Here is a 24,044-nt window from a genome sequence, read left to right as displayed (position 1 = left end):
TTTAAGATACTATATTTATGCCCTTATTCTTAACTAATTCCATTTGTTCCTGTTTCCATAATTCAATTGCAACTGCAGCTACCTCAGCTTGGGCTTTTGCAATATTTTTAATGAGGTCGTCATTAGCTTTTAACTCCTCTTCTATTTTCAATTCATTCATGGCGGTATTAACTTTTACAGAAGAATTAATTTCTTGGTTGATATTTGATTGTAATAAAAGCTGCTTTACTTTTGCTTCATGTTTTATGCGGTCTAAAATATCATCGTATGTACCGCGTTCGGTCATCATCTTAAATAGAATTGGTGCAATTTCAATAAAAATGAATAAAATGGTAATGAGCCATTTTGCATACCAAACAGTTGTCTTTAAAGTTTCATATCCAACTAATACTCTATTCCCTTCTTCATCAATTCGCGTTATCGCTTTTTCTTCATAACACAAATTATTTAAAGCTGATAATCTTGCCAATAAACCATTCCTGCCTTCAATAGCCGTCTCCGTTTTAGCTGCTTGTCCAGTTGCTTTCGTGAAATTTAATTCGATTTTTTCATTTAATTCTTCTATTCGCTTATAATCTGATTTTCGTTTATCTGCATATTCTTCATTTAATTTAGTGAATTCTTCATTAAGCAATAGATAAGCTGCTTTAGCTTCTCTAAAAACAGGGCCTTCCCCTGGCTTCCCAGTTCCACAAGTACCGTTCAATTCACACATATATTTATCATAAGCCGAGTCTCTTTTAATCTTTAAGGCAGCCAATTCCGCTTCATGATCTTTAGTTATACCGCGCAAAGTATTAATCTCAATTTGATCGCTTGCATTTTGATTTTGCGCCACTTCAATGGCGTTTGAACTACCTTCTTGAATAGTGATTAAATTTTGACGCGCTATTTCTGCATTAATTTCACTTTCAAAAAGTTTTAACTCAAGAGGAGTGGCTATTACGAAGCCTAAAATCATCGCCATTAATAACCTTGGTGCAGCTTCTATAAGTTCTTGTCTAGAAATTGTTTTTTTACCATCTCCCACCCCAAAGGTGGAGACTATATACCTGTCAAGATTAAAAATTAATGCACCCCAAAATATACCAAACAAAACAGCCAAATAGGGGCTTTTAAATGCTGTAAAAAAAGCATAACCACCAGCGAATGTTGCCATTAAAGCAGTAAATAATATAGTTCCTCCTATCCCGAAAAATTTATTATTATCAGTAGGTGCTTGTTTTAAGATCTTTAAATCTGCTCCAGAAGACCATAAAAATAGTCTATAGACACTTTGAAAAGGCTTATTTAAAATTTTTCGAATAAAACTTATGAATTTCATGGTTGACGATTGATTAAGTTTCTAATTTTATTATATATACTATTGATTACAAAATTTTGATTAGGAGCATTATATATTTCTGAACTATCAATTAAACTATTTTTAGTTTCAAATTTTGGCAACTCCAACCTATCTAAAAATATTAACCCTGAATTAAGATTATCTATGGGGATAGTCAACTGCTTAAAACTTTTGAGATCTACAGACTGGATGTTAGTTTGTAAATTCATTTTAGGAGTTTCAACAAATATTTGTTTTATGATAGGCGCAGGGAATGGATGGGCTTGAATACTTTCAGTAACATTAGAAAAAAGCCCGATGGCTGTCAAAGTAAAATTTGTTTCTTCCATTATAGGAATATGTACTAAACCTGTAACATTACTAACACCTAATTTAGGATCAATTTTAACTTCTATTGTGTTTTCAGTATCCCAAATTAAATCTACATTATGGATACCATGATTTAAATTAATCTCCCAATCAAATCGCTTTATCCTTGGCAATATCACGTCTGCAATTAAAAACTGTTCTAAATGCTCATCAAAATACCCAAAGGCCGTCAGTTTGTATTCCGTTTTACTTTCTGGATAAATTTCAATTTGGGAATTCCCATTAAATTCTCCTTCAACGTTGCTTATAAGAACCTTCTTTACATTTTCAGTTTTCCATTTTAGTATTAAAGGTTCTTTCGTATCTCTAATTAATTTATTAGCTTTAAATTCTATTATTTGTGGTGGTCTATCTTCCGCATTAATAATTATTTCTGCCGTGGCCTTCCCAATAGGATTTATAGCTTTTAATATTATTCGGTTATTTTTTGATTTACATAAAACATCTACACTTTGATTTAAAATAGGACTATAATAAGAATCATCAACCGAAATATATCGTGCGAAATTCGTTTCAAAAAAAACAGTTACAGACTCATCCCTTTGCAGTATGCTATCCTTATTAGCCTCAAAACTTTCTATAATTGGCATATTTCCTAATGATGCATTGATATCTTTTAGAAAAATTGCCCATTCTTGAGGGGAGAGTCGCTTATTTTCATTTGAATACCCCTCATTAAAAATCTTATTGAAATTATTTATCAATTCATCCAATCCAGCTATTCTAAAATTCGAAATTACCTGTAGCAATGAATCATGCTGTGTTTTATTTTCAGTTTGAAATTGCGGAGAATCTTCATCTATTTCTGGCCAATTATTTTTCTTTAAATATTTCCTTTTTGTAATATCATCAGAATCCTTCAAAAAGAAATACGGCATGACATCAAAAATCAATTCAAAAAGTGCACTTGCAAGTATCCAATATTCCTCGTTGAGCCTATCTTTTACCGATCTATTCTTGTTGCCATCATTTGAGCTGATAATATTTCTTAAACCTCCCGAAATCCAATGACTTAAAGCACCTAGAGTAGTAGGCTTTTCTTGAGTATCAAAATGATATCCACTATCAAAATCGATTATTGCAAGTTGTTTTTTTAATGGATGATACCAAATAGCCGCCTCTTTCAAATCGGAATGAATAAACTTTAAGTTATGTAGAAACTGTATTGATATTGCAAATTGATAACCGATAAAAATTTTATCTTGAATAGGTAATGAACGATATGCGGAATTATCAGCATTTTCTGATCCATAATCAATAAACCCTAGTTTATTTAGGTCATACATTATAAATGCCGTTACATTTATTTCTTCAATTTCATCATATCCTTTTAAGGCAATAAATGGAAGTCCAAATAGTTCTGGGTTTTCTATATAAGCCGGGATACCAGATGCTGACTCAATTTTCTTGAGTTTAATGTGTAATTTATTAATTGTGTCATACCCATGTAGTTCACTATCTTTAGCGGAAAAAATTTTAACTACATACTTACTATTTTGAATACCATCTATACTTAAAACCGTAAAAATTTCACCAAACCCGCCTGAACCAATTTCTTTATCATCAAAACTTAATGTTTTGAGAGAAGTAATATTCTCTGTTGTGCCTTGTCCTAAAATAGAAATTTCAGTAATTTTTGTAATTGACCTAACCATCTATTTGTGATTTATAAAAGTTAATTACTCCATTTGTAATTAGTATACCCAAAGCGGCATCATCCTCAAGCTTATCTTCATTTTTTAATTGTTTGAGAATACTTTTATTAAATTCAATTAACTGATTATCAAAACCGTCTTTGAAGTCAGCTTTTTTTAGGAATAAATTTAATTCTTGTAATACTGTTTGAATTATATCATTTTCATATCTCCAAAACCTATTTTCTTCGTCATTAAGTATAAAATTATTTTCTAAGGAACCAATTCCATCAGAAAAAAACAGCAGAATATCTCCAACCTCGGTAGTAAATTTTAATTCAACTTCTGAAGCCTTTAGTTCCTGCTTACCGCTATGATTGGAAATGTGCTTTGTTAGGGATCCATTTGGCGCTATATGAGGCACCATAATATCAGCATAACGATATGGAATTGAAGAATTAGAATTCTGTGCAAAATCACCTCTAAACTGAATGATACCACCATTTCCTAAATATTGAATTTTAACTTTATTCAACTTGAGATCTGCAACACATGAAATAAGCGTTGTACCACCAATTATTTTTTTGTTTTGAAGATTTATCAGTTCCTTACTGTAAATTATTTTTTCAGCAACTAATAACTTTTTATCTGTAAATAACTCTACAACTGTTCTTGCTACGATTCCAGAATCTTTAAACTCACCAATACCATCACAAATTATCAGTCCACTAAAATCTTCATCGATAAAGAAATCGGCATAATCTTGATTAAGTTTTATATCTATGTAAGACGCGGATATATACATTAATTAATTTTTGATACAGTAGATATACTTTTAATCATATGATTTCTAATTTCATCAGCGTTCAAGGTCGATGTAAATAGAGACTCATTTGATGCCATATCTTGCATATATTTCTTGTAGCTCTCTAAATCGTCAATATTAAAACCTTCTTGCCACGATACACTTTCAAAAAATATAGAAGCTATTGTTATTTTATTATTGAGTTTAAGTTCATTGCATTTCTTTAATGACAAATCGTAATCAAAAACAACACCATCACTTAAAACTATAATTAGAGCTTGAGCATTTTTTTCTCCATTTATCTTTAAATAGTCATTGCATTCTTGTTTTACTGCTTCCATCGTTTCTCCAAGCTTTGTTGAATTATAATGAGTTATAAAATCACAGGGATTATAGTTTTTAGTAAGATCCAAATCTTTAATAGGAACCTGCCTTAATACACAAATACTCTCATTTGCGTAGGCATACATTGAAACATCAAAACAATTCTTGTTTTTACTGGCTTTCAAACGTTTAAGAGTATCTATTAAGGAATCGCTTAACTCGTCCCCTTTACTTTTACCAGTTTTACCTTCGTAGGTCATTGATCCAGAACCATCCATTACGAAGATTACTAATTGGTAAAACAACCTTGGTATGGTTAATTTAGATAATCCTGCAGTTAGAGCTCCTGTATTAATTTTGGTTAAATCAATTGTTGGTTTGACTACTATTGATGGCGCTTGTTTTTTTTGTAATTTATTACTCATGGTTGGTGTATTCTAGTTCTAGAGATTCATACTCTCGTTCTAATTGTTCTTTTTGTTCTCTGAAATACACATCCCAATTTTCAATTGAAACTATTTCAATATAAGTATCGGAACATATAATTAGGGAAAGCTCATCCTTTATTCTTGTGTATTTTTCTTTTAAAGATTCAAATCTCAATCTTAATTTATCCAATGCACTATCCATTGAAAAATTAAAGCTTGGGTTTTGAGATGTTATATCATCATGTATCCTTTTTACATTCTCAATATCATTCATTTTATATGCGTCTGTTAATGCCGAAAATATTTCAGCTGCCTTTTCTTTATCTTCAAAGACACATTTAGCCGAATCTGGATGGCAATATTTAGAAGCATTTCTATACATCTCTTTTATATTTCTAGAATCAGCCTCATCAAGATGAGGTAAATCAATTTCCAATTCTCGTTGATATTCTGCATTCTTACGATGAAACTCTTCATCAACATTTTGAAACTCCTCATCAGAAAAACCAAAACGTTCGAGCTTTTTATATATCTTCCTCTTTAATTGCAAAATTTTAGAAATAAGAGGATTCAATTCGATAATATATCGATGATTAAATTGTTCTATTAATCTTTCTACATCTGATTTTTTGAACTCTAAAGACTCTAATTGGTACGAAATTAAATTGATTTGATTAAGAAGTTGTTGTTTCTCAATGGCTGTTATATCAATAAGAATCGTTCGATCTTTCTCAAATTTATTCATTTTAGCAACAGCTAAATCGTAATTGGCATTTTTTAAATTTAATACTACTTCATTTAGGTCAGGATTATCTTCCAACCTATAAATATACGGTTGCATTTTATTAGGTTCACCTATTTCAATGAAAGCCTTAATCAATTTAAAAAGTTTGAAAACCTCATTAAGTAAAAGAACCTCCTTATTTACATCAATGTTTGTTGAAAGTTCCTTAAGGCGTTTAAATTCAGAAACAAACTCATTTGCCCTGCCTAAGTTATCTATCACTATTGTCACCTCCTCATTGTTAGTAGAAAATGCTTTCTTCGACCAGTTTGCACTTCCACTAATTACTGTATTAAAATCTATGATGCAAAACTTCATATGCATCAATCTAATATCGCTCCCAACCATTGAGAAATAACCACCATTATCATCTATTAGATTATAATCGTTATAAGAATTGTGATTAAACTCATGATCTGTAATGATAACTTCAACCCTAATCCCTTTCGATTGTAATTCTAATATTTTGTTGAATAACTTTTTATCTGTAAACCAAGCTACAGCAACAAAAACTGTGTTTTCTGTTTTATCAAGGTGGTCTAATATAATACTCTTAACATCTGTCTGTTGTGTGAAATAACTATCTATCTGCATATTTAAGTATAAAAGCTCTAAGTTAATTAAAACAATAACTAGGAAAGTCTCCTAAATTATAAATAATTAACGATTTATTTTTTCGAATCTACTACTTTTTAAAATAATCTACTTACGGAAAGCCGTAAGTAGATAAATTATTCCAAACTATTTATATACATCTTCTTTGAATTTTGAAACAAATAAGCAAGTAAAAAACCGTGTTCACCCTGTCCGCCACTTTCCAAGAGTCTTCAAACCCCTAAAAAGCGCAAAATCCCATTTTATAAACCCCTAATTTATATAGCTATAAGACATACAGTTATTGAAAAAAATTTATATATTGCTAATTCAAATTAATATTAATAATAGTGAACATAACCTGTTCTTTTTTGGAGCATATTTGCAGCGAAAACATCATGTAATTCATTGACTATCAAATAGTTAGAATTTTCATAACCCAGAGGTCACGGGATCGTGCCCCGTTCTCGCTACTAGTAAAACAAGGAAAAGTCAAGATGAAAATCTTGACTTTTCTATTTGGGTATAACATAGGTACAACAATCTTCTCCCCTTTTATTCATAATACCACAACTCTATAAATTAAAACAAATGCTATTAGTCTCTACTTAAAAACTTTAGCGCAAAATACTTAAATTTGTTTTATGAGCTAGCAGCTAAAATTATTTTACTACTTTACTTTTAAGATTCACTTTTAAGATTCACTTTTAAGATTCACTTTTAAGATTCACTTTTAAGTATTTAAGTTAATACGTAATCAACAAGCTTTATCCATCACTAGATAAATTCTTATCTATATCCTTTCCGATAAAATTTTAAATTTCTCTATCCTTCCTAAACTTTCATTTAGCAATTATTATTAATTTCAAATAGGTTTTTAGTTAACCAAACAGATTCAATTTCAACCTTTCTTTTACATTTAAAACCAATATAACTAACTCATTAATAAATATTTGTGTAAATTTTATTATATTTAATATCCCAACCCAAATCTCATCATTTATGATTAAGATAAATGCCTTGATTGATGATTTTAAATTAAAAGTCAATAGTCTTCCTCAAGATAGACTAAATGAAATTACGTATTTAGAGAATTACGTAAGTTTGAGCAGTGAATATTTGCACTAATTAAGACTTTATATTAGGGAAAAAGATTTTTCATCACAATCGGATGAAATTTACTTTTTTAAAGAGTTAAAACCCTTAATCAATGGTCATTTAAAGTACTTTTCTCATGTTCATTACTATTTGCTAAATCGCCCCAAATTAAGCCTTCCTCGGCAACGAAAACACATTCATCTCATTTTAGATAAATTCGAAGCCCATAAATTAAGTGAAATAGAATTCGTAAAATACTACAGGCATAAATCAACAAGATATGATCACATCTATTTTGTTAGGGGTATAAATAGCATCGACATATCGAATAACATAAATCATTTTATCGACCCTGAATTTTCAACAAGTCATGATGATAAAGTGGCAAAAATAATGGCTTACGACTTACTTGTAACTTATTTTAAAAAAGAGCTTCTAAAATTAAAATCTCAAAAAAATATATCTTCTAATAATACCACTCCTCCAATAACTCAAACCTTTTCTTGGACAGCTTCTAAAACAGATTTAGTAGAATTATTGTATGCCATTAATGCCACGGGGGCCGTTCAAAATGGTAATATAGATTTAAAAATTTTAGCCCAAATATGTGAATCACTTTTCAACATTAAGCTAGGTAATTTCTATAAAACTTACGGAGAAATTAAAGCACGTGAAGGAGAACGTACCAAGTTTTTAGATTCCATGCGTTTTTCACTAATAAAGAAAATGGACGAATACACTACTTAACTCTAAACCATCATTATCTATCATTTTCACCTTATATCTATGCGTTTACCGCAGTACCTACCCCTCCTATCCCTTTCTATTTCTGTTAATTAAATGTTAAATTCTTTCGGTATGCGTTCGGTACTACCGAAGAAATATCAACAAATTGCCCCAAATTTGCTTTTTGATGGCCAGATTAATAGCAGCCACCATCTAAAGCGAAAGCTAATGATGATGGCTTTATTAAAGAACTCTAGTTAACATAAAGACAAGCACTAATTAAATAATATCATTATGCCAACAACAATTCTGACCACCGACGATCTCTATCAATTTAAAATGGAATTATTCGACGAGATGAAATCTCTTCTTTCCAACGCTCAACCTTCAAAGAAGTACTTAAGGTCAACAGAAGTCATGAAGCTTCTACAAGTAAGCCCAGGAACGCTTCAAAACCTCCGTGTCAATGGTACCATCCCTTACACAAAATTAGGCGGTATTATTTATTATGACCAAGAAGACATTAACAAGGTTCTCGAAGATAACCGCATGCATCACGTTTAATCACAAACCCCTTGGGCGACACGGGACCTCTTTAATCCAACCATCCCAACCATTCATCTAGCTGCAAGTCGCATAATAAAGAATGCATAACATTTAAGATTAAATAAACATGCCATCAATTAACTACATAAAACATCTCAACGCGGTGTTTCAACAGTTCTCTAAAGACAACAGGTTAAATCCAACTCATGTCAGTTTGTATATGGCATTTTTCCAATTATGGAATCACAACAGGTTTCCAGAACAGTTCCATTTTAATCGTGAAGAAGTCATGAACCTATCCAAAATAGGCTCAAAATCCACCTATCACAGATGCGTAAAGGAACTAAATCACTATAAAAATTTAATTTACCACCCATCTCATAACCCGTTTAAAGGCTCAAAAATTAACATGCTCATATTTGGTACAACCTCTGGACAAGCAGTGGACTTAATCGTCCCAAATCAAGGACAAGCACTGGTACCTTTATATAAACATAATAAACAAATAGAAAATAATAATAAACTTTATAAACTAGCACAGCCAAAAAATCAAAATGTAGTTATAGAATTTTTTAAATCAAAAAAATGGCCCACTACTGAAGCTCAAAAATTTTATAATCACTACCAGAGCATCGGTTGGAAATTAGGTGGAAAAACTAAAATTGTCGACTGGAAGGCCGCAGCTCAAAATTGGATGCTAAAATCAGAGGAAATTAAAAACGAGAAAGCTGTCACCTTGAGCGCAGTCGAAAGGTCCCAAAACAAGGACAACCTAAAGACAACAAAAAACAAAAATTACAATCAGCCACTTTAAAAAACCGCAACATGAAAAACCTAAAACCAAACATCATCACAGAAGGCGGCATCGATTACCAACTAGGCGAAATAGACAAAAACTGCATCCATTACGATTTTCAAAAAATTCTAATCTACTTGGAAGCTAAAGGAAAATTGCTTTTTGGCCAAGCCTTCAAAATTCACGATGAAGATCATGCTATTCTTTTCAAACTGTGCATCTACACCATTCAAGATTTAGACTACTGCGTCAAACTAGATATCGACCCAAACAAAGGTGTTTTATTAACTGGCCCGGTAGGTTGTGGGAAAACAAGTTTAATGAAACTCTTGCGACACCTAACACCACACAGACGTTTTTATAAAATCATCCCTTGTTGTAACGCGGTTTTTAGCTTTAACCATTTGGGCTTTAAAACCATCGAAGATTATGGCAATGATGATTTCTATTGTTTCGACGACCTGGGCGTGGAACCAACCGGCAGGCACTATGGAAAAGACTGCAACGTTATGGGGGAAATACTATTATCTCGATATGACCTATCGCTGCAAAAAAAAGAAGCCAATAATCCAAAATTATATTATAAAACCCACGCCACAACAAACCTAAACGCCCTAGAAATAGAAGAACGCTAAGGAAACCGAGTCCGTTCCAGAATGCGTACCATGTTTAACCTTTTGGCTTTTGATAAATCTTCAAAGGACAAACGATAAAACCAAAAAAATTCTAAAATATAAGATTCACTAACTCATTAATTTAAAATAAATACCTATGAGTAAAATTCACAAGACAAACGATAACTTAAAATCCCACTATCATGAAAAATCCAAACACTTTCTGGAACTGGTTAAAAGAAAACCACCAACCTCATCCCTGCTTACGAAATGGCGTTTTATTTTAAAAATTTTAATATTAATGATTAAATGATGCCATTATAAAAACACCAATTTAAATCACTCCAAATCAAAATCTATTTATATCCCGGCAATTATCGCCCAAAACTACTATATTAGTGCTCATATAACACGTTGGGCACAAGGCGGAAAAAAACCACAGAACTCATAACAAAGTGAAGGAAATAATTCAAAAATACGATTTCAAAGAAGGACTTCCACAGGAATTTGAAATCATTGATTTTGACTTTCTTTTTAACGAATTTCCAGACGAAATCACAAAACCACATAGAGCGGAATTTTACCAAATTTTGTGGTTCCAAAAAGGTTCACCAACACATATAGTTGATTTCAATCCAATTAAAATTAAACCCAATTCTTTACTTTTTGTAAATAAAAATAGCGTTCAACTTTTTGACAATGAAACGAACTTCAGCGGAAAAATGATTTTATTTACCGACAGTTTTTTCTGCAAAACTGAAATGGACACTAAATTTTTAAGAAGTAGCATTTTGTTCAACGACTTACTTTCAATTACTCAAATTAATGTTTCAAAATCAAATTCAACTTTTGCCAGTATTTTTCAGCAATTGGAAACCGAATTAGAGAATCTTAAAGACAATTATCAATCAGACATACTTCGTAATGATTTACGAAACCTTTTGTTGAATTCCGAAAGGGAGAGACGAAATCAAAATTTTATAGAAATAAAAAAAGATGATGATTTTGATTACGCTCTGATTTTAAAAGACCTTTTGGATATAAATTTTATAAACCATAAAAAAGTGAGCTTTTATTCTCAAAAAATGCACTTGACATCTAAAAGACTGAACCAAGCCACGACAAAAATATTCGGAAAAACACCAAAAGAAATTATTGATGAAAGAGTCTTACTTGAATCAAAAAGAATTTTGGCACACACAAATGAAAGTATCAAAGAAATTGCTTTTTCGTTAGGTTTTGAAGAACCTACCAACTTTATCAAATACTTCAAAAAACACACAGATAAAACACCTGTTGAATTCAGAACAGAATTTACTTCAGCTTAAAAGTATCATTCAAAGGACTGTTTTTATCGTTTCTTTTCTTCTATTTCATTGCAACTTTGCAGTATCAATTTAAAACAATAAATAATGAAAAAGATACTATTAAGTGCAACGGTAATTTTGGCAATAGGTTTTACAGCCTGTAATAGTCAAAAAACAAATTCAAACCTTAAAAAAGAGGAAAAAATGGAAATTTCAAACAAAGAAAAAGTAATTGCTCTTTTAAAAAGCATAGAAACTGGTGCTCAAGAGCCAGCAGGTTATATTAATCCAGAAAAATATATTCAACATAATCTTGGAGTTGAAGACGGACTTGCTGGATTTGGAGCATTATTGCAACAACTTCCACCGAACTCCGCGAAAGTAAACACAATTAGAGCTTTTGAAGATGGCGATTTTGTTTTTACGCAAACTGATTACAACTTTTTCGGACCAAAAATCGGTTTCGATATTTTCAGATTTGAAAATGGAAAAATAGTTGAACATTGGGACAATTTACAAGAAACACCAGCAAATCCAAATCCGAGTGGTAACACAATGATTAATGGAACAACTAAAATAGAGAACATCAATAAGACAGAAGAAAATAAAACTTTGGTTAGCAATTTTGTGAATGACATTTTAGTAAACGGTAAAATGGAAAAATTGACTGGATACTTTGATGGCGACAATTATATTCAACACAATCCACAAATGGCTAACGGACTTTCAGGACTTGGAAACGCTTTGGAATATATGGCTTCGCAAGGAATTACAATGAAATACGACAAAGTGCATAAAGTTTTGGGCGAAGGTAATTTTGTATTGACTGTTAGCGAAGGTTCGTTTGCAGGTAAAGCAACTTCGTTTTACGACTTGTTCCGTGTTGAGAATGGAAAAATAGCTGAACATTGGGATGTTATGGAAACTATAGCAACGAAAGCTGAATGGAAAAATAATAACGGAAAATTTAATTTTTAATTAATGAAAAGCAACCCAATAACTATGGAATCCATATTAGAATTTTTAAATAGTGAAAGAACTTTGATTCTTTTTACAGGAATAATAGGTAGTGTTTCTTTAGTTGCTGGTTTACTTTTTTTAATATTCTCAAATCACAAAAGTTTTGCGATTACAATGCTTATTCTTGGCATCATAGAAATGGCAGTAATATTTCCAACTTATATTAAATATCAACAAAAAATAGACGCTAAAATTTCTACCTATGAAAGTGGAAATCCTGCATTCACAAAAGCGGAAACTATAAGTACTGAAAAAGCCTTAAAATCATTCTTTAGATTAAAATTAATCTACGGTATTTTAATAGTCTTACTTATTTTAATAATGTCTTTTTTAAGCTCAAAATCATTACTTTTTGGTGTTTTTACGGCATTAATTTTACACTTATCGTTTGCAATTACTATAGATAATTTTGGAGAAAAATACACTAATAAATATCTTACCGAACTACTTAAAGATTGAAATATCAATAAAATTTATTAAAATATGGATGTAATTAAAGCATTAAACTGGAGATATTCCACAAAGGATTTTGACCCTAATAAAAAAATATCTGAAGCAGATTTTGCTAAAGTAAAAGCGATTTTAAGAATGAGTCCTTCAAGTACAAATTTACAACCTTGGCATTTTGTTATTGCAAATTCAGAAGAAGGAAAAAAAAGAATGGCAAAAGGAACCGAAGGCTTTTTTCATTTTAACAGATCAAAGGTTTTAAATGCTTCACATACAGTTTTGTTTTGTTCTAAAATAACTGCAAATGAAGAATATATGCAACACGTATTAGACATTGAAGACAAAGATGGAAGATTCCCCAATGAAGAAATTAAACAAAATGTAAATGGAGGAAGGAATATTTTTGCCGATATTCATAAATACGATTTAAAAGACTTACAACATTGGATGGAAAAACAAGTTTATCTAAATATTGGTAATTTCTTATTAGGTGTTGCAACTCTTGGTATTGATGCGTGCCCTATGGAAGGACTTGATATGAAAGCACTTGATGAAGAATTTGGTTTGCGTGAAAAAGGATTTACAGCAATAACAGCCGTTTCTATTGGCTATAGAACTGAAAGTGATTTTAATACTACAGATAAAACACCAAAATCAAGACTTTCAGAACAAGAAACTATGACAGTTCTATAGCGGCAAAAGCCCGGTGCCAACACCGGTAACCGTTGCACAACGCTCTAAAAATTTATGCCCAAAACACATTTAAGCCCTTTTTAGGGCTTTTTTAATTTTCTTAAAATGCCATTTAATTAAATTTTGGTTGGTGGAAATTGAAGATTATTAGGTTTTGGAGTCCATTTATTTTAGAAACTATAAGACCAAGTGCTTTTGCCTTGGTTTTTGACAGTTTCTGTGTAAACTTCAAGTACTTTTTAAGGTTGTATGCCATGGCTGCTAAATGCATGACCTTATTTGCCTGGTTTATTCCTATGGTATTTATTTTCCTTAAACCCATAAATTGGGTGAGTGTTCCAAAAACGGGTTCTACCGTACTTTGCCGTTTGCCTTTCATATAGCTGCCTTGCGGACTATTTACACGTTTTATATTACGTTCATATTCTGCTTTGTAATACGTTACAGAAAATTTTTTCTCTTTGGCAGTTTTACCCAAACAGCGCAACTTTATTGGGCAGTCCTTACATTGATGTGTTGTGCCGCGATATTCCTTTTTTAAGGTTCCTGTACGATAATCATTAAACACTTTTTTAAAGGGAATAATCTCGCCTTGAGAATAAACATAATGGTCTTGATCTTTACTGTGATGAAAATTATCTGGACCGCCTTTATAGGTGCCCTGAGGTGGAATAAAACTCTGTAAGTTAATCTGCTCTAAAAACGCATAGTTCTCACCACTACTGTAGCCTGTATCAGCCACGCAATTATGCCAAAGTAATCCGAAGCGGTTTAATCTCGGCTTTAAACGTCCGACTATATCTTGTAAATACTGATTGTCTCTTTTATCGGCGTGGTAAGCCCAAATATCCGTTATAACATGGTGTCCCGTATCTACACTTAATTGGCTCATGTAATTAAGCTTTCTTGCCTTTCCTGGTTTAACACTAATGCGTGCATCTGGGTCAGTGGGACTGTAATGGGTTTTATTGCTCGTGTATTTACTGCCTTTATTTCCTGCTCCTTGCCGTTGGTCTTGGTCTTTTGCCCACTTTTTATTCCTACTCTTTATGGCTCCAAGTTCCTGCTGATTGGCACTTATTGTTTGCTGTTCTTTACTAGCCTTATTTTCTTTACTTTTTCGTAATGGAACTTCTTTATCCATGGCACTAATGTGCCGTATTTTCTGTAAATGTGAAGCTAAATCTTCTTCAGCCACTTTAAGTTCTAAACTATCCATGGAAGCATTGGCTTTTATTGGCGCTGAATCTATAGTTTGAGTATGACCACTAACCATACCTTTTTCAATACACATGTGCAGCACATTGGTGAAAACTTATTCAAATATATCCTCTGGAAAGAGTTGGCGTGTTCGGCTAATGGTAGAATGCCAAGGAAATTCATCATCCAAATCATAATTGATAAAAAATAAAATATCCAAACGCATACTGCTATGTTGGATTAATTTCCTATCGCTGATAATGTTTTCCAAATAACCAACCAAACACAGTTTAAAAAAAACCACAGGATCAATACTCTTTTGACCTGTAACACCGTAAAACGGTTCGGTTAATTTGTATAAGTACTTTAAATCTAATACACTTTTAAGCTGTCGATAAAAGTTGTGCTCTGGTACACGTTCACTCAATAAAAAATCGGTAAACAGCTTCTCCTGATATGTCTTTTTGCCTTACATATCAGTAAGTTAATGATTTTTATTGCAGGTTTATAACCATTGTGGTAACTTTATCAACAGAGTTGTGCAACAGGCACATGGTGTATAAAAAATGCTTACTTTGGTGCTTAACTTAATGGTAGTTGCGTGTTTACTACCTTCCGATTTTCCTGCGGAAAATCCTCGGACGCAAACCCGCACTTATCATACACAGACCGTTGTAGGTAATGCAAGAATCACGAAAATCTAAAATAATAATATCATAAAAATAATGACAAAATTTATAAATAGATTAATTTCAATTTTAGCAGGCAGTCAATCACAATTTATTAATTTGACGAGAATGTCAATTTTTATAGTAATGGCTTGGATAGGCGGACTTAAAGCCTATCAATACGAAGCTGACGGAATTGTACCCTTTGTTGCCAATAGCCCGTTAATGTCTTTTTTTTATAACAAAGAAGCAACTGAATATAAAGTACATAAAAATCCAGAAGGTAAAACGTTTCAAAACAACATTGATTGGCATAAAGAAAACAGAACTTATATTTTTGCTTATGGATTAGGCACTGTGATTGTAATTATTGGCATATTGACTTTATTAGGAATATGGTTTGCTAAAATTGGACTAATTGGCGGAATTTTAACTTTTGGTATGTCAATAGTAACCTTGACATTTTTGATAACCACACCTGAAGTTTACGTTCCAAATTTGGGCGGAGATTTTCCGACACCTCAATTTGGTTTCCCATATTTATCTGGTGCAGGACGTTTAGTATTGAAAGATGTAATAATGATGGCTGCGGGATTAATTTGTGCATCCGACTGTGCCAAACAAATATTAATAAAAGAATAAAGCACAACCTACAACGATGTATATTAAAAATAGACGACACAGTAATAAATTCAAGGCCTTTGGCTCGTATCAAACTTTGTGTTTAAACGAAAGTTTCGTATTTCGTAATCATCTGATTTTCCTATACTAACGGTTGTGTGTAATGCAGAAAAACTTCGAACTAAAAAAAAGAAAAAGACGAAAACAATTTAGTTTTCGTCTTTTTCTTCAGGTTTAATGAATTCGGACTGATATTTTTCTAAAAACTTCTTTTGCCTTGCAATCATTTCTTGCCTTAATTTATCAATGTCCATAAAATCATTACCAAAATTACTTCCAAAGAAATCATCATTAAAGAAACGGTTACTAAATAGTGAGTCTTGAGAAAAAATAGCTGAAAACCCTTCGTTTTCAAATCCTGAATAATTTTTAAAGAATTTTGATTTAAACGATTGCATCAAACTATCCTTATCGGACATTGAAAGATTATCAAATTTGCCATTGGATGACCAAGAATAAATACTATCATATCTTATTAAATTCCCGTTTTCATCAAATTCCTTATCGACTTTCCAAGTGGCTTTAGGCTGTTCAACTAACTTGTCATCATTTTCTTTTATTTCCGTCTTTTGGTCCTTTTTTTGTCCATTGCAACTAATGCTTAACAAGCCAACCATAAATAATAAAAAATACTTTTTCATCACTTTAGATTTTAGGTTAAACTTAATTTAGGCGTTGGCAAAAATGTTGTAAACAGTCCACCACTTTCTATGGTTTTTATCAACTTATTTTGGTGGAACACTTCACATTTCCGTTCACCATTTTTATACCAAACACATTCCAAATACGTGTCATAATTAACCAAACCAATTAAGGAATCTTTTTTTGGAACATATTTGAGAACTTGCATTTTTGGAGCGGTACGTTTTCCTTTAACTTTTACCCAATCCCCAGATTTAAACTTTCTTGGCATAACGATATAGTTTTAAAGAATTAAACTGATTATTAAGAGGATGCTGAATAAATCAGCATCCTTCTTAATTTTTTACTCTAAAGTTTGGTGAAACAATTATGAAATCTTAATACTTCTGGCAGGCTTTTGTTTAGCCTCTTCTTTTTTCGGTAAAAGAATACTCAAAATACCATTTTCATAGTTGGCATGAATCTTTTCATCGTTTACACTTTCTGGCAGATTAAAGGTTCTTTTGAACGAAGAATAACCAAACTCTCTACGCGTATAATTTTCTTCCTTGTGTTCACTTTCTTCCTTCGTTTCTGTGGAAATAGATAATACTTCATTATCGAGGTCAATATGGAAATCTGATTTCTTCAGACCCGGAACCGCCATTTCTACCATAAAGGCATCAGCAGTTTCCTTAATATTTACTTTTGGTAACGTAATGCCCGTATTAAAATTTGCGGTAAATACTGATTGTAGGTCTCTGTTAAAGATATCTTCTAACCAGTTTGATACAGTTGGGAAGTTTTGATTTGAATTTCTGTTCGCTAAACTTCCACTTTTAGGAACAGTTGCTAAATTGCTCATAATTAAAAAATTTAAATTAAACATTATTTCAAGTCTTGAAATCTATCTCGATTTCATTTCAACTTAAACAAATTAAATACCAAAATCGCATAAAGGACTTTTGCTGGGGATTTTGTCTTTTATTCTATGAAATTTTGTCATAATTCTGAATAATTGTCATATTTACTCACAATAAAATGACATATTTACATTTGAACATATATTAAAAAATGGAAATTAGATGTGAAAAATAAAGCCTACCGAATCACAGCTTGGGATATACACTACACACGACAATATTTATATAAAATTGCTACAAAAGGCCTAATTCATTGGTTTCTTTATATATTTATGGTGTGTGCTACTCCGAAAGGTTCGAGGTTGCTTACACGCTACTTTTCAAAACCGTCGCTACCGTCAATAACAAAAAATGTACTATTCCAGAAATAAATTAACTAAAAACTAAACAGTTAGTTATAGACCATTTACGCGTAGCAAATTACCGATTATCCCGTTAGTTTAAAACATTATTGGTTCTGAAATTACAGAACTAAACAATTTTTAGTAGGTTTGCATTATGAATGATCAAGCACAGGTAAAAGCACTGAAGGAAAAGGTAGAAAAGTTAGGTGTATCCATAGAAAAGTATGGTAGAACACCCATTGAAGGGCGGGTATTTGCCTATTTGTTATTATCAGACCCACCCTATCGCAGCTTTGATGACATCGTAGGATTTTTAAGTGCTGGTAAAAGCTCGATTAGTAATGCCGTGAATATGTATTTGAAAGAAGGAACACTTACTTACCGAACCTTCAGTGGTGATAGGAAACGCTATTTTATGATAGATGTTGATGGTTGGAAAAAAGGATTTGAAAAAAGCATGGGCTCCTTCAATCTGCTTCTGGAAGATGTATTAGAATTTAGAGGGAAGTCCAATAGTAAAGAATTCAACGATGACTTAAGACAACTGCATGAATTTCAAACACATTTATCTAATGAAATTAGGAAAACAATAGATACATGGAATAAATCTTAATTTTTTTTTCCAAAGTTAGTTCTAAAAGTTCGAAACTAAATAATACTCATGATGTGCTATAAGTGGAATAATCGTCATTAGATATACTTTATATTTAATAATAAATAAATACAAAACATGAAAAAAGCAATTATTTTAATTACAGCGGTCTTTATACTATTCTCTCTGGTTTCCTGCAATGAGTCAAAGTCAGATTCGAATACCTTAAAGACTTATGATATTTCCGAATTTACAAATTTGAATTTAGAACTAATCGGAGACGTTATTTATGAACAATCCGATAGTGCCTATTTAAATGTTTCGGGTAGCTCCATTTTAATTGAAGCCTTAAAAGTATCAGATGACAAAGGAGAACTTTCTATTGAATTGAGAAATAAACGAAAGTTCACTGGTAAAAAGAAACTTGTTATAAAAGTAGGTTCTCCTCACCTAACTAAAGTAAACTTTGAAAGTATAGGTACCCTTCACATTAAGAATAATTTTATTGGTGACGAAGTAAACATTACTAACAAAGGGGTTGGAGAAATTATAATAGACAATTTCCAGGTAGAAAAATTTAACTTAATCTCTAAATCTATTGGCTCTATTAAAATAAAAGGAAGCTCAAATTGGACCTCTATTAATTCGGTAGGATTAGGAGAAATAAATGCTTCAGAATTTAAGTCTAAAAGGGTAAAAGTAGTTAGCGAAGGCATGGAGAATATGTCTGTTTATGCTGAAGATAGCATCGATATTACAATGAAAGGGTTAGGCAACATAAATTACTACGGCAACCCCACAGACGTAAAAACTGATATATCTACATTAGGGAAAGTCAATAGAATCAAATAACCCAATTCGACATTTCAATGATTATATAAAAGTCAGCGTATTACTTGACTTTTATGATTAATACAAAATACATAAAAAATCATGATGAAAATATTAGAACCGATCACCATTGGTGGCGTTACGTTCAAGAATCGGCTATTGCTTCCTCCGCTCACCACCGGCTATGAAGCTAAAGACGGAAGTATAAGCGCACAGAGTCGTGCTTTTTATACCCGACTTGCTCAGGGAGGTGTGGGTTATATCGTTCTAGGCGATGTAGCGCCTATCCGAAGTTTTGCCCCCACTCCAAAGCTGTTTGACGATAGCCAGATCGAGAGCTTTCGATTACTCGCAGATAGTGTGCATGCGTATGGCGCAAAGCTCGGTGTACAAATTTTTCATCCAGAATATGACGTCGATGCCCTCAACTTAATGTTTGCCAATGGTGAACAGGACAAAGTACGTGCGCGGTTACACCATGATATGGATAATTTCGTTAACGAAGTGACGGAGGAAGCTTTGATGGAAATTCTTAAAAAGATGTGCGCCTGTGCTGTACGCGCTCAAAAAGCGGGGATTGATGCCATTCAGGTGCATGGCGACAGACTTGTGGGCGCACTATGCAGCACGAAAATGAATTATCGAACTGACAAGTTTGGAGGCAGCCTAGAAAACAGAACCCGATTTGCATTAATGTTGGTAAAAGCGCTAAGAGAAGCTGTGCCAGAAATGATCATCGAATATAAATTACCTGTAGTAACTCCAACACTTGGAAAAGGCGGTATAGATGAGACTGATGCTCCGCAATTCGCCAGGTTGCTTGAAGAAGCTGGTGTACATATGCTGCATGTTGCTCAGGCGAATCATACCGGAAACTTGGCAGACACCATTCCTCCGATGGGTGTACAGCCCTACTGTTTCTTTGCGGACATTGCAGGTACAGTTAAGCAAGCAGTCACTATTCCTGTCAGCACCTCAGGACGAATCATCGATCCTGAGATGGCGGAAGAATTACTTGAAGCTGGCAGAGTTGACATGGTAGGCATTGGGCGTGCACTCTTGGCAGATCCTGACTGGATAAATAAGGCTGCCGCCGGAAAGGCAAAAAGTATTATTCGCTGTATTGGCTGCAACGAAGGATGCGTAGATGCGGTAATGAGCGGAGGGTTCATTGCTTGTGTTGTTAATGCCGAAAACGGCTTTGAAGAATCGCGTATCATCATTCAGACAAACGTAAAGAAAAAGGTGGTGGTTATCGGAGGCGGTCCCGCTGGGCTTGAAGCCGCACGGGTTGCTGCAATTAAAGGCCATCATGTAACGCTAATTGAAAAAGATACCAAGCTTGGTGGGCAATTGAACATCGCAGACAAACCTCCAAGGAAGAGTGAAATACGTCGTACAGTGGAAGATCTTGAGCACGCTATACTTTCCAATGGCGTAGTACTACGGTTGGGTGAAAAGGCAACCACCGAGCGTATTCTGGCAATGGCACCCGAAGCTGTGATTGTAGCGGTAGGCGCAACAAATTTTATTCCCCCAATCTCAGGCGTGAATGGTCCTAATGTGTGTGATGCCTGGAAGGTGCTCGCAGACGAGCAAAACGTGTCTGGCCGTGTGGCAGTTATAGGAGGCGGTATGGTAGGCTGTGAGACGGCTGAATACCTTGCCGAGCAAGGCTGTAAAGTATCTATAGTGGAAATGCGCGACAAGATTGCAGGCGAGATCGGCCCCACCGTTTTACCTACAATGCTCGAACTATTTAACAAGCATGGGGTGGCGCAGTTTACAGAACACAAAGTGACTAACATTACGGTGGGTGAATTAATCTGCGAAGAACCGAATGGTAAGGTTGTAAAAATTCCGTGCGACTATGTTGTGATGGCGAGTGGCTCGCATCCCGAGAAATTCGATACGACAGCTTTGAGCGACCACGGCATTTCGGTTGTTAAAGTAGGTGACTGTTCAAAGGTTTCCAATATTTCGCATGCTATCAAAACTGGATATGATGCAGCCAATGCACTTTAAAATAGTGATGATACTCGTAAGCCGATTGATGGAACTGATGTAATTGTAGCGGTATAAATAAGAATGGAGATCTTCCAACAACAAATACCGAATTAAAGAAATTAGAAAAGAAATGAAAATACTGGTGGTAATAAAGGTAACCGTTTCACAACGCTCTAAAAATTTATGACCAAAACACAATTAAGCCCTTTTTTAGGGCTTTTTTAATTTTCTTCAACTGCCATTTAATTAAATTTTGGTTGGTGGAAATTGAAGATTATTCCGTTTTGGAGTCCATTTATTTTAGAAAATATCAGGACAAGTGCTTTTGCCTTGGTTTTAGATAGTTTCTGTGTGAATTTCAAGTGTTTTTTAAGATTGTATGCTATGGCTGCTAAATACATGACCTTGTTTGTCTGGTTTATTCCTATGGTATTTATTTTCCTTAAACCCATAAATTGGGTTAAGGTTCCAAAAACGGGTTCTACCATACTTTGCCGTTTGCCTTTCTTATAGCTGCCTTGCGTACTATTTACACGTTTTATATTACGTTCATATTCTGCTTTGTAATAGGTGACAGAAAACTTTTTCTCTTTGGCAGTTTTACCCAAACAGCGCAACTTTATTGAGCAGTCCTTACATTGATGCGCTGTGCCGCGATATTCCTTTTTTAAGGTTCCAGAACCATAACCAAGGTAAAATGGCCTGATTCATTTATCAGACCTGAACACCGAGTAAATAAAAACGAATCGCATGTACTATTCTGTCTTTAGATTATTGCAGAAGTCCGTTACTATATAATAAATAATAAGCATGACTTCATAAAAGGCTTGTTATTGCTTGCGCACTTAAAATATTCTAATTAGCAATCAGATTTGGATGTTCGCTGTATCAATGAGTCGTTTGAGCAGTATAAGATTATAAAAGGCGTACATTAAAAATCAAAAATCCAATTAATACTCATGAAACAGTTCGAATCCAAGTCAAAATAAAATTTATTAAACCAAAAAACTAGATCACAATTATATCGACTTTTTATATCTATCATAGTATCTTCGCAACATAAAATCTAAACGTAAATAGAGTGAATTTAACCATTGAAAATATACTACTAGTCGGTTCTTTATTACTTCTTGTTAGTGTTTTTGCAGGTAAAACCTCATACAAATTTGGTGTTCCAACCTTATTATTATTCTTGGGAATTGGAATGCTGGCAGGTTCTGATGGTATCGGAGGAATCCGTTTTGATGATCCTCAACTTGCGCAATTCATTGGCATTGTTTCTTTAAATTTTATTTTATTTTCAGGTGGACTTGACACCAATTGGAAAGCCGTTAAACCCATTCTTCGCGAAGGCATTGCTTTATCAACATTAGGCGTTTTATTGACAGCGGTTTCTCTTGGAACCTTTGTATGGTTTATTACTGATTTTACTATTTATGAAAGTTTGTTACTGGGTTCTATTGTATCCTCCACAGATGCGGCTGCTGTATTTTCAATTTTACGCTCAAAAAGTCTGGCTTTAAAAACCAATTTAAGACCCACTTTAGAGATGGAAAGCGGAAGTAACGACCCAATGGCGTATGTGCTGACCATTGCCTTTTTAACTCTGGTAATCAATCAAGATCAAAGTTTTATTTCTATAATCCCCTTGTTTTTTCAACAAATGGTTTTGGGTGGTATTTTGGGAATTGGCTTTGGAGTATTGAGCAAATATATCATCAACAAAATTAAACTGGACTTTGAAGGACTTTATCCTGTTTTAGTGATAGCCTTAATGTTTATAACGTTTTCTGCCACCGATTTTGTAGGTGGTAATGGATTTCTTTCCATTTACATTTGTGCGGTATATTTAGGAAACCAAGAACTCATACATAAAAAGACCATTATGAAAATGTTTGATGGTTTGGCATGGCTCATGCAAATTGTACTTTTCCTAACGTTAGGCTTGCTTGTTTTTCCTTCACAAATCGTTCCTTACATGGGCATTGGCCTGCTAATTTCAGTATTCCTTATATTGGTGGCACGACCCATTGGAGTATTTATAAGTCTTATGTTTTTCAAAATGAAACTAAAAAGACGGTTTTACATCTCTTGGGTTGGATTGCGTGGTGCTGTTCCAATTGTGTTTGCTACATATCCGCTTTTAGCAGGAATTGAAAAAGCAAATATGATTTTTAACATTGTGTTTTTTATTTCGGTAACTTCAATTTTGATACAAGGAACGACACTCTCCATTGTTGCAAAATGGTTAAAAGTCGGATTGCCTGAAACACAAAAGAAATTGAATGCAACCGATTTGCTACTGGCTGAACATCCAAAAGCCAAAATGAAAGAACTCCTGATAACATCAAATTGCTATGCGGTGGATAAGAAAATCGTAGAATTAAGCTTTCCAAAAAACGCCATTATAGCAATGATTAAAAGGGATAATAGCTATATTATTCCAAACGGCTTAACAAAAATTGAAGCAAATGATACGCTAATTGTCCTTGCCGATCAATCTAAAATTTTTGATGCAGTTTATAAAACGCTAAAAAACAAGAAGATATAACGATTTAGGATTGTTTCTCTTAAGAATAACAATCGCAGCACTGATGCTATTTAAAGGTGTCGCTAAATTAAGTAATCTAGAAAGAATCAAAAA

At 33.2% G+C, this 24,044-nt stretch carries 21 protein-coding genes and 2 pseudogenes; 13 read left to right on the top strand and 10 right to left on the bottom strand.

Features of this window, described 5'->3' with window-relative positions; genetic code table 11:
• Position 1 precedes the first annotated feature (1 nt).
• From ES674_RS14965 to ES674_RS14945, 5 genes are read right to left on the bottom strand one after another with little or no spacing between them, the layout of a single operon-like run.
• Positions 2-1,324, bottom strand: a complete 1,323-nt coding sequence (locus ES674_RS14965; protein WP_148405374.1) for a DUF4407 domain-containing protein — start codon at positions 1,322-1,324, stop codon at positions 2-4.
• Positions 1,321-3,369: a protein kinase family protein gene (locus ES674_RS14960; protein WP_148405372.1), complete on the bottom strand. Its 2,049-nt coding sequence runs from the start codon at positions 3,367-3,369 to the stop codon at positions 1,321-1,323. Before ES674_RS14960 ends, ES674_RS14965 begins: the two co-directional genes overlap by 4 nt.
• A complete protein-coding gene (locus ES674_RS14955) occupies positions 3,362-4,153 on the bottom strand; it encodes a PP2C family serine/threonine-protein phosphatase (protein ID WP_148405370.1) in 792 nt (263 codons plus the stop codon). The genes ES674_RS14960 and ES674_RS14955 overlap by 8 nt, the downstream gene beginning before the upstream one ends.
• Complete coding sequence (locus ES674_RS14950) at positions 4,153-4,902, bottom strand: vWA domain-containing protein (protein WP_148405368.1); 750 nt, start codon at positions 4,900-4,902, stop codon at positions 4,153-4,155. The genes ES674_RS14955 and ES674_RS14950 overlap by 1 nt, the downstream gene beginning before the upstream one ends.
• The gene (locus ES674_RS14945; protein WP_148405366.1) at positions 4,895-6,283 is read right to left on the bottom strand and encodes a phospholipase D-like domain-containing protein; all 1,389 of its coding nucleotides are present in this window, start codon (positions 6,281-6,283) and stop codon (positions 4,895-4,897) included. The genes ES674_RS14950 and ES674_RS14945 overlap by 8 nt, the downstream gene beginning before the upstream one ends.
• 1,140 nt (positions 6,284-7,423) lie before the next feature.
• Here ES674_RS14945 and ES674_RS14940 point away from each other — a divergent pair.
• The 8 genes and pseudogenes from ES674_RS14940 (at position 7,424) to nfsB (ending at position 13,533) form a co-directional block, all read left to right on the top strand.
• Positions 7,424-8,128, top strand: a complete 705-nt coding sequence (locus ES674_RS14940) for an RteC domain-containing protein (RefSeq protein WP_148405365.1) — start codon at positions 7,424-7,426, stop codon at positions 8,126-8,128.
• Positions 8,129-8,401: 273 nt separating this feature from the next.
• Positions 8,402-8,671, top strand: a complete 270-nt coding sequence (locus ES674_RS14935; RefSeq protein WP_066249902.1) for a helix-turn-helix domain-containing protein — start codon at positions 8,402-8,404, stop codon at positions 8,669-8,671.
• Between the two features lie 109 nt (positions 8,672-8,780).
• The gene (locus ES674_RS14930; RefSeq protein WP_317132064.1) at positions 8,781-9,467 is read left to right on the top strand and encodes a hypothetical protein; all 687 of its coding nucleotides are present in this window, start codon (positions 8,781-8,783) and stop codon (positions 9,465-9,467) included.
• Between the two features lie 11 nt (positions 9,468-9,478).
• A pseudogene (locus ES674_RS14925) lies at positions 9,479-10,162 on the top strand (ATPase).
• Positions 10,163-10,518: 356 nt separating this feature from the next.
• Positions 10,519-11,391, top strand: a complete 873-nt coding sequence (locus ES674_RS14920) for an AraC family transcriptional regulator (RefSeq protein ID WP_148405364.1) — start codon at positions 10,519-10,521, stop codon at positions 11,389-11,391.
• An 84-nt stretch (positions 11,392-11,475) separates the two neighbouring features.
• The gene (locus ES674_RS14915) at positions 11,476-12,348 is read left to right on the top strand and encodes a nuclear transport factor 2 family protein (protein ID WP_148405362.1); all 873 of its coding nucleotides are present in this window, start codon (positions 11,476-11,478) and stop codon (positions 12,346-12,348) included.
• Positions 12,349-12,372: 24 nt separating this feature from the next.
• A complete protein-coding gene (locus tag ES674_RS14910; protein WP_148405360.1) occupies positions 12,373-12,849 on the top strand; it encodes a hypothetical protein in 477 nt (158 codons plus the stop codon).
• Positions 12,850-12,873: 24 nt separating this feature from the next.
• On the top strand, positions 12,874-13,533 hold the full coding sequence (gene nfsB, locus ES674_RS14905; RefSeq protein ID WP_148405358.1) for an oxygen-insensitive NAD(P)H nitroreductase: 660 nt from the start codon (positions 12,874-12,876) through the stop codon (positions 13,531-13,533).
• Positions 13,534-13,723: 190 nt separating this feature from the next.
• Here the strand turns inward: nfsB and ES674_RS15515 are convergent.
• Positions 13,724-15,178: pseudogene (locus ES674_RS15515) on the bottom strand (IS1182 family transposase); the annotation flags it as partial.
• A gap of 292 nt (positions 15,179-15,470) precedes the next feature.
• Here ES674_RS15515 and ES674_RS14895 point away from each other — a divergent pair.
• Complete coding sequence (locus tag ES674_RS14895) at positions 15,471-16,043, top strand: DUF417 family protein (protein WP_148405414.1); 573 nt, start codon at positions 15,471-15,473, stop codon at positions 16,041-16,043.
• A gap of 188 nt (positions 16,044-16,231) precedes the next feature.
• Here ES674_RS14895 and ES674_RS14890 read toward each other — a convergent pair whose 3' ends face one another.
• The 3 genes from ES674_RS14890 to ES674_RS14880 all read right to left on the bottom strand — a co-directional run bounded on the left by ES674_RS14890 (position 16,232) and on the right by ES674_RS14880 (position 17,568).
• Positions 16,232-16,723: a hypothetical protein gene (locus ES674_RS14890; RefSeq protein ID WP_148405356.1), complete on the bottom strand. Its 492-nt coding sequence runs from the start codon at positions 16,721-16,723 to the stop codon at positions 16,232-16,234.
• Positions 16,724-16,734: 11 nt separating this feature from the next.
• A complete protein-coding gene (locus ES674_RS14885) occupies positions 16,735-16,995 on the bottom strand; it encodes a hypothetical protein (protein ID WP_148405354.1) in 261 nt (86 codons plus the stop codon).
• A gap of 96 nt (positions 16,996-17,091) precedes the next feature.
• Positions 17,092-17,568: an Hsp20/alpha crystallin family protein gene (locus tag ES674_RS14880; RefSeq protein ID WP_148405352.1), complete on the bottom strand. Its 477-nt coding sequence runs from the start codon at positions 17,566-17,568 to the stop codon at positions 17,092-17,094.
• Positions 17,569-18,124: 556 nt separating this feature from the next.
• Between ES674_RS14880 and ES674_RS14875 the strand changes: the two genes are divergently transcribed.
• From ES674_RS14875 to bilR, 3 genes are all read left to right on the top strand, one after another.
• A complete protein-coding gene (locus ES674_RS14875) occupies positions 18,125-18,583 on the top strand; it encodes a GbsR/MarR family transcriptional regulator (protein WP_148405351.1) in 459 nt (152 codons plus the stop codon).
• 117 nt (positions 18,584-18,700) lie between these two features.
• Entirely contained in the window at positions 18,701-19,414 is a 714-nt protein-coding gene (locus tag ES674_RS14870; RefSeq protein ID WP_148405349.1) for a GIN domain-containing protein, read from the top strand.
• Between the two features lie 81 nt (positions 19,415-19,495).
• The gene (gene bilR / locus ES674_RS14865; protein WP_246126080.1) at positions 19,496-21,418 is read left to right on the top strand and encodes a bilirubin reductase, long form; all 1,923 of its coding nucleotides are present in this window, start codon (positions 19,496-19,498) and stop codon (positions 21,416-21,418) included.
• Positions 21,419-21,642: 224 nt separating this feature from the next.
• Here the strand turns inward: bilR and ES674_RS14860 are convergent, their stop codons facing one another.
• On the bottom strand, positions 21,643-22,107 hold the full coding sequence (locus ES674_RS14860; protein ID WP_148405347.1) for a transposase: 465 nt from the start codon (positions 22,105-22,107) through the stop codon (positions 21,643-21,645).
• 374 nt (positions 22,108-22,481) lie between these two features.
• On the opposite strand from ES674_RS14860, the gene ES674_RS14855 reads away from it, so the two are divergent.
• Entirely contained in the window at positions 22,482-23,951 is a 1,470-nt protein-coding gene (locus ES674_RS14855) for a potassium/proton antiporter (RefSeq protein WP_148405345.1), read from the top strand.
• Positions 23,952-24,044 lie beyond the last annotated feature (93 nt).

The organism is Bizionia myxarmorum, from assembly GCF_008086205.1.
Taxonomy (GTDB): domain Bacteria; phylum Bacteroidota; class Bacteroidia; order Flavobacteriales; family Flavobacteriaceae; genus Algorimicrobium; species Algorimicrobium myxarmorum.
This window is presented reverse-complemented; position numbering and strand designations above follow the sequence as displayed.

What these genes read in the sequence shown, in the direction of transcription:
- ES674_RS14965 (WP_148405374.1), bottom strand. Translation starts at nt 1,324, where the DNA reads ATGAAATTCATAAGTTTTATTCGAAAAATTTTAAATAAGCCTTTTCAA.
- ES674_RS14885 (WP_148405354.1), bottom strand. Translation starts at nt 16,995, where the DNA reads ATGCCAAGAAAGTTTAAATCTGGGGATTGGGTAAAAGTTAAAGGAAAA.
- ES674_RS14960 (WP_148405372.1), bottom strand. Translation starts at nt 3,369, where the DNA reads ATGGTTAGGTCAATTACAAAAATTACTGAAATTTCTATTTTAGGACAA.
- ES674_RS14910 (WP_148405360.1), top strand. Translation starts at nt 12,373, where the DNA reads ATGGAATCCATATTAGAATTTTTAAATAGTGAAAGAACTTTGATTCTT.
- nfsB (WP_148405358.1), top strand. Translation starts at nt 12,874, where the DNA reads ATGGATGTAATTAAAGCATTAAACTGGAGATATTCCACAAAGGATTTT.
- ES674_RS14870 (WP_148405349.1), top strand. Translation starts at nt 18,701, where the DNA reads ATGAAAAAAGCAATTATTTTAATTACAGCGGTCTTTATACTATTCTCT.
- ES674_RS14955 (WP_148405370.1), bottom strand. Translation starts at nt 4,153, where the DNA reads ATGTATATATCCGCGTCTTACATAGATATAAAACTTAATCAAGATTAT.
- ES674_RS14945 (WP_148405366.1), bottom strand. Translation starts at nt 6,283, where the DNA reads ATGCAGATAGATAGTTATTTCACACAACAGACAGATGTTAAGAGTATT.
- ES674_RS14915 (WP_148405362.1), top strand. Translation starts at nt 11,476, where the DNA reads ATGAAAAAGATACTATTAAGTGCAACGGTAATTTTGGCAATAGGTTTT.
- bilR (WP_246126080.1), top strand. Translation starts at nt 19,496, where the DNA reads ATGATGAAAATATTAGAACCGATCACCATTGGTGGCGTTACGTTCAAG.
- ES674_RS14880 (WP_148405352.1), bottom strand. Translation starts at nt 17,568, where the DNA reads ATGAGCAATTTAGCAACTGTTCCTAAAAGTGGAAGTTTAGCGAACAGA.
- ES674_RS14875 (WP_148405351.1), top strand. Translation starts at nt 18,125, where the DNA reads ATGAATGATCAAGCACAGGTAAAAGCACTGAAGGAAAAGGTAGAAAAG.
- ES674_RS14950 (WP_148405368.1), bottom strand. Translation starts at nt 4,902, where the DNA reads ATGAGTAATAAATTACAAAAAAAACAAGCGCCATCAATAGTAGTCAAA.
- ES674_RS14890 (WP_148405356.1), bottom strand. Translation starts at nt 16,723, where the DNA reads ATGAAAAAGTATTTTTTATTATTTATGGTTGGCTTGTTAAGCATTAGT.
- ES674_RS14930 (WP_317132064.1), top strand. Translation starts at nt 8,781, where the DNA reads ATGCCATCAATTAACTACATAAAACATCTCAACGCGGTGTTTCAACAG.
- ES674_RS14935 (WP_066249902.1), top strand. Translation starts at nt 8,402, where the DNA reads ATGCCAACAACAATTCTGACCACCGACGATCTCTATCAATTTAAAATG.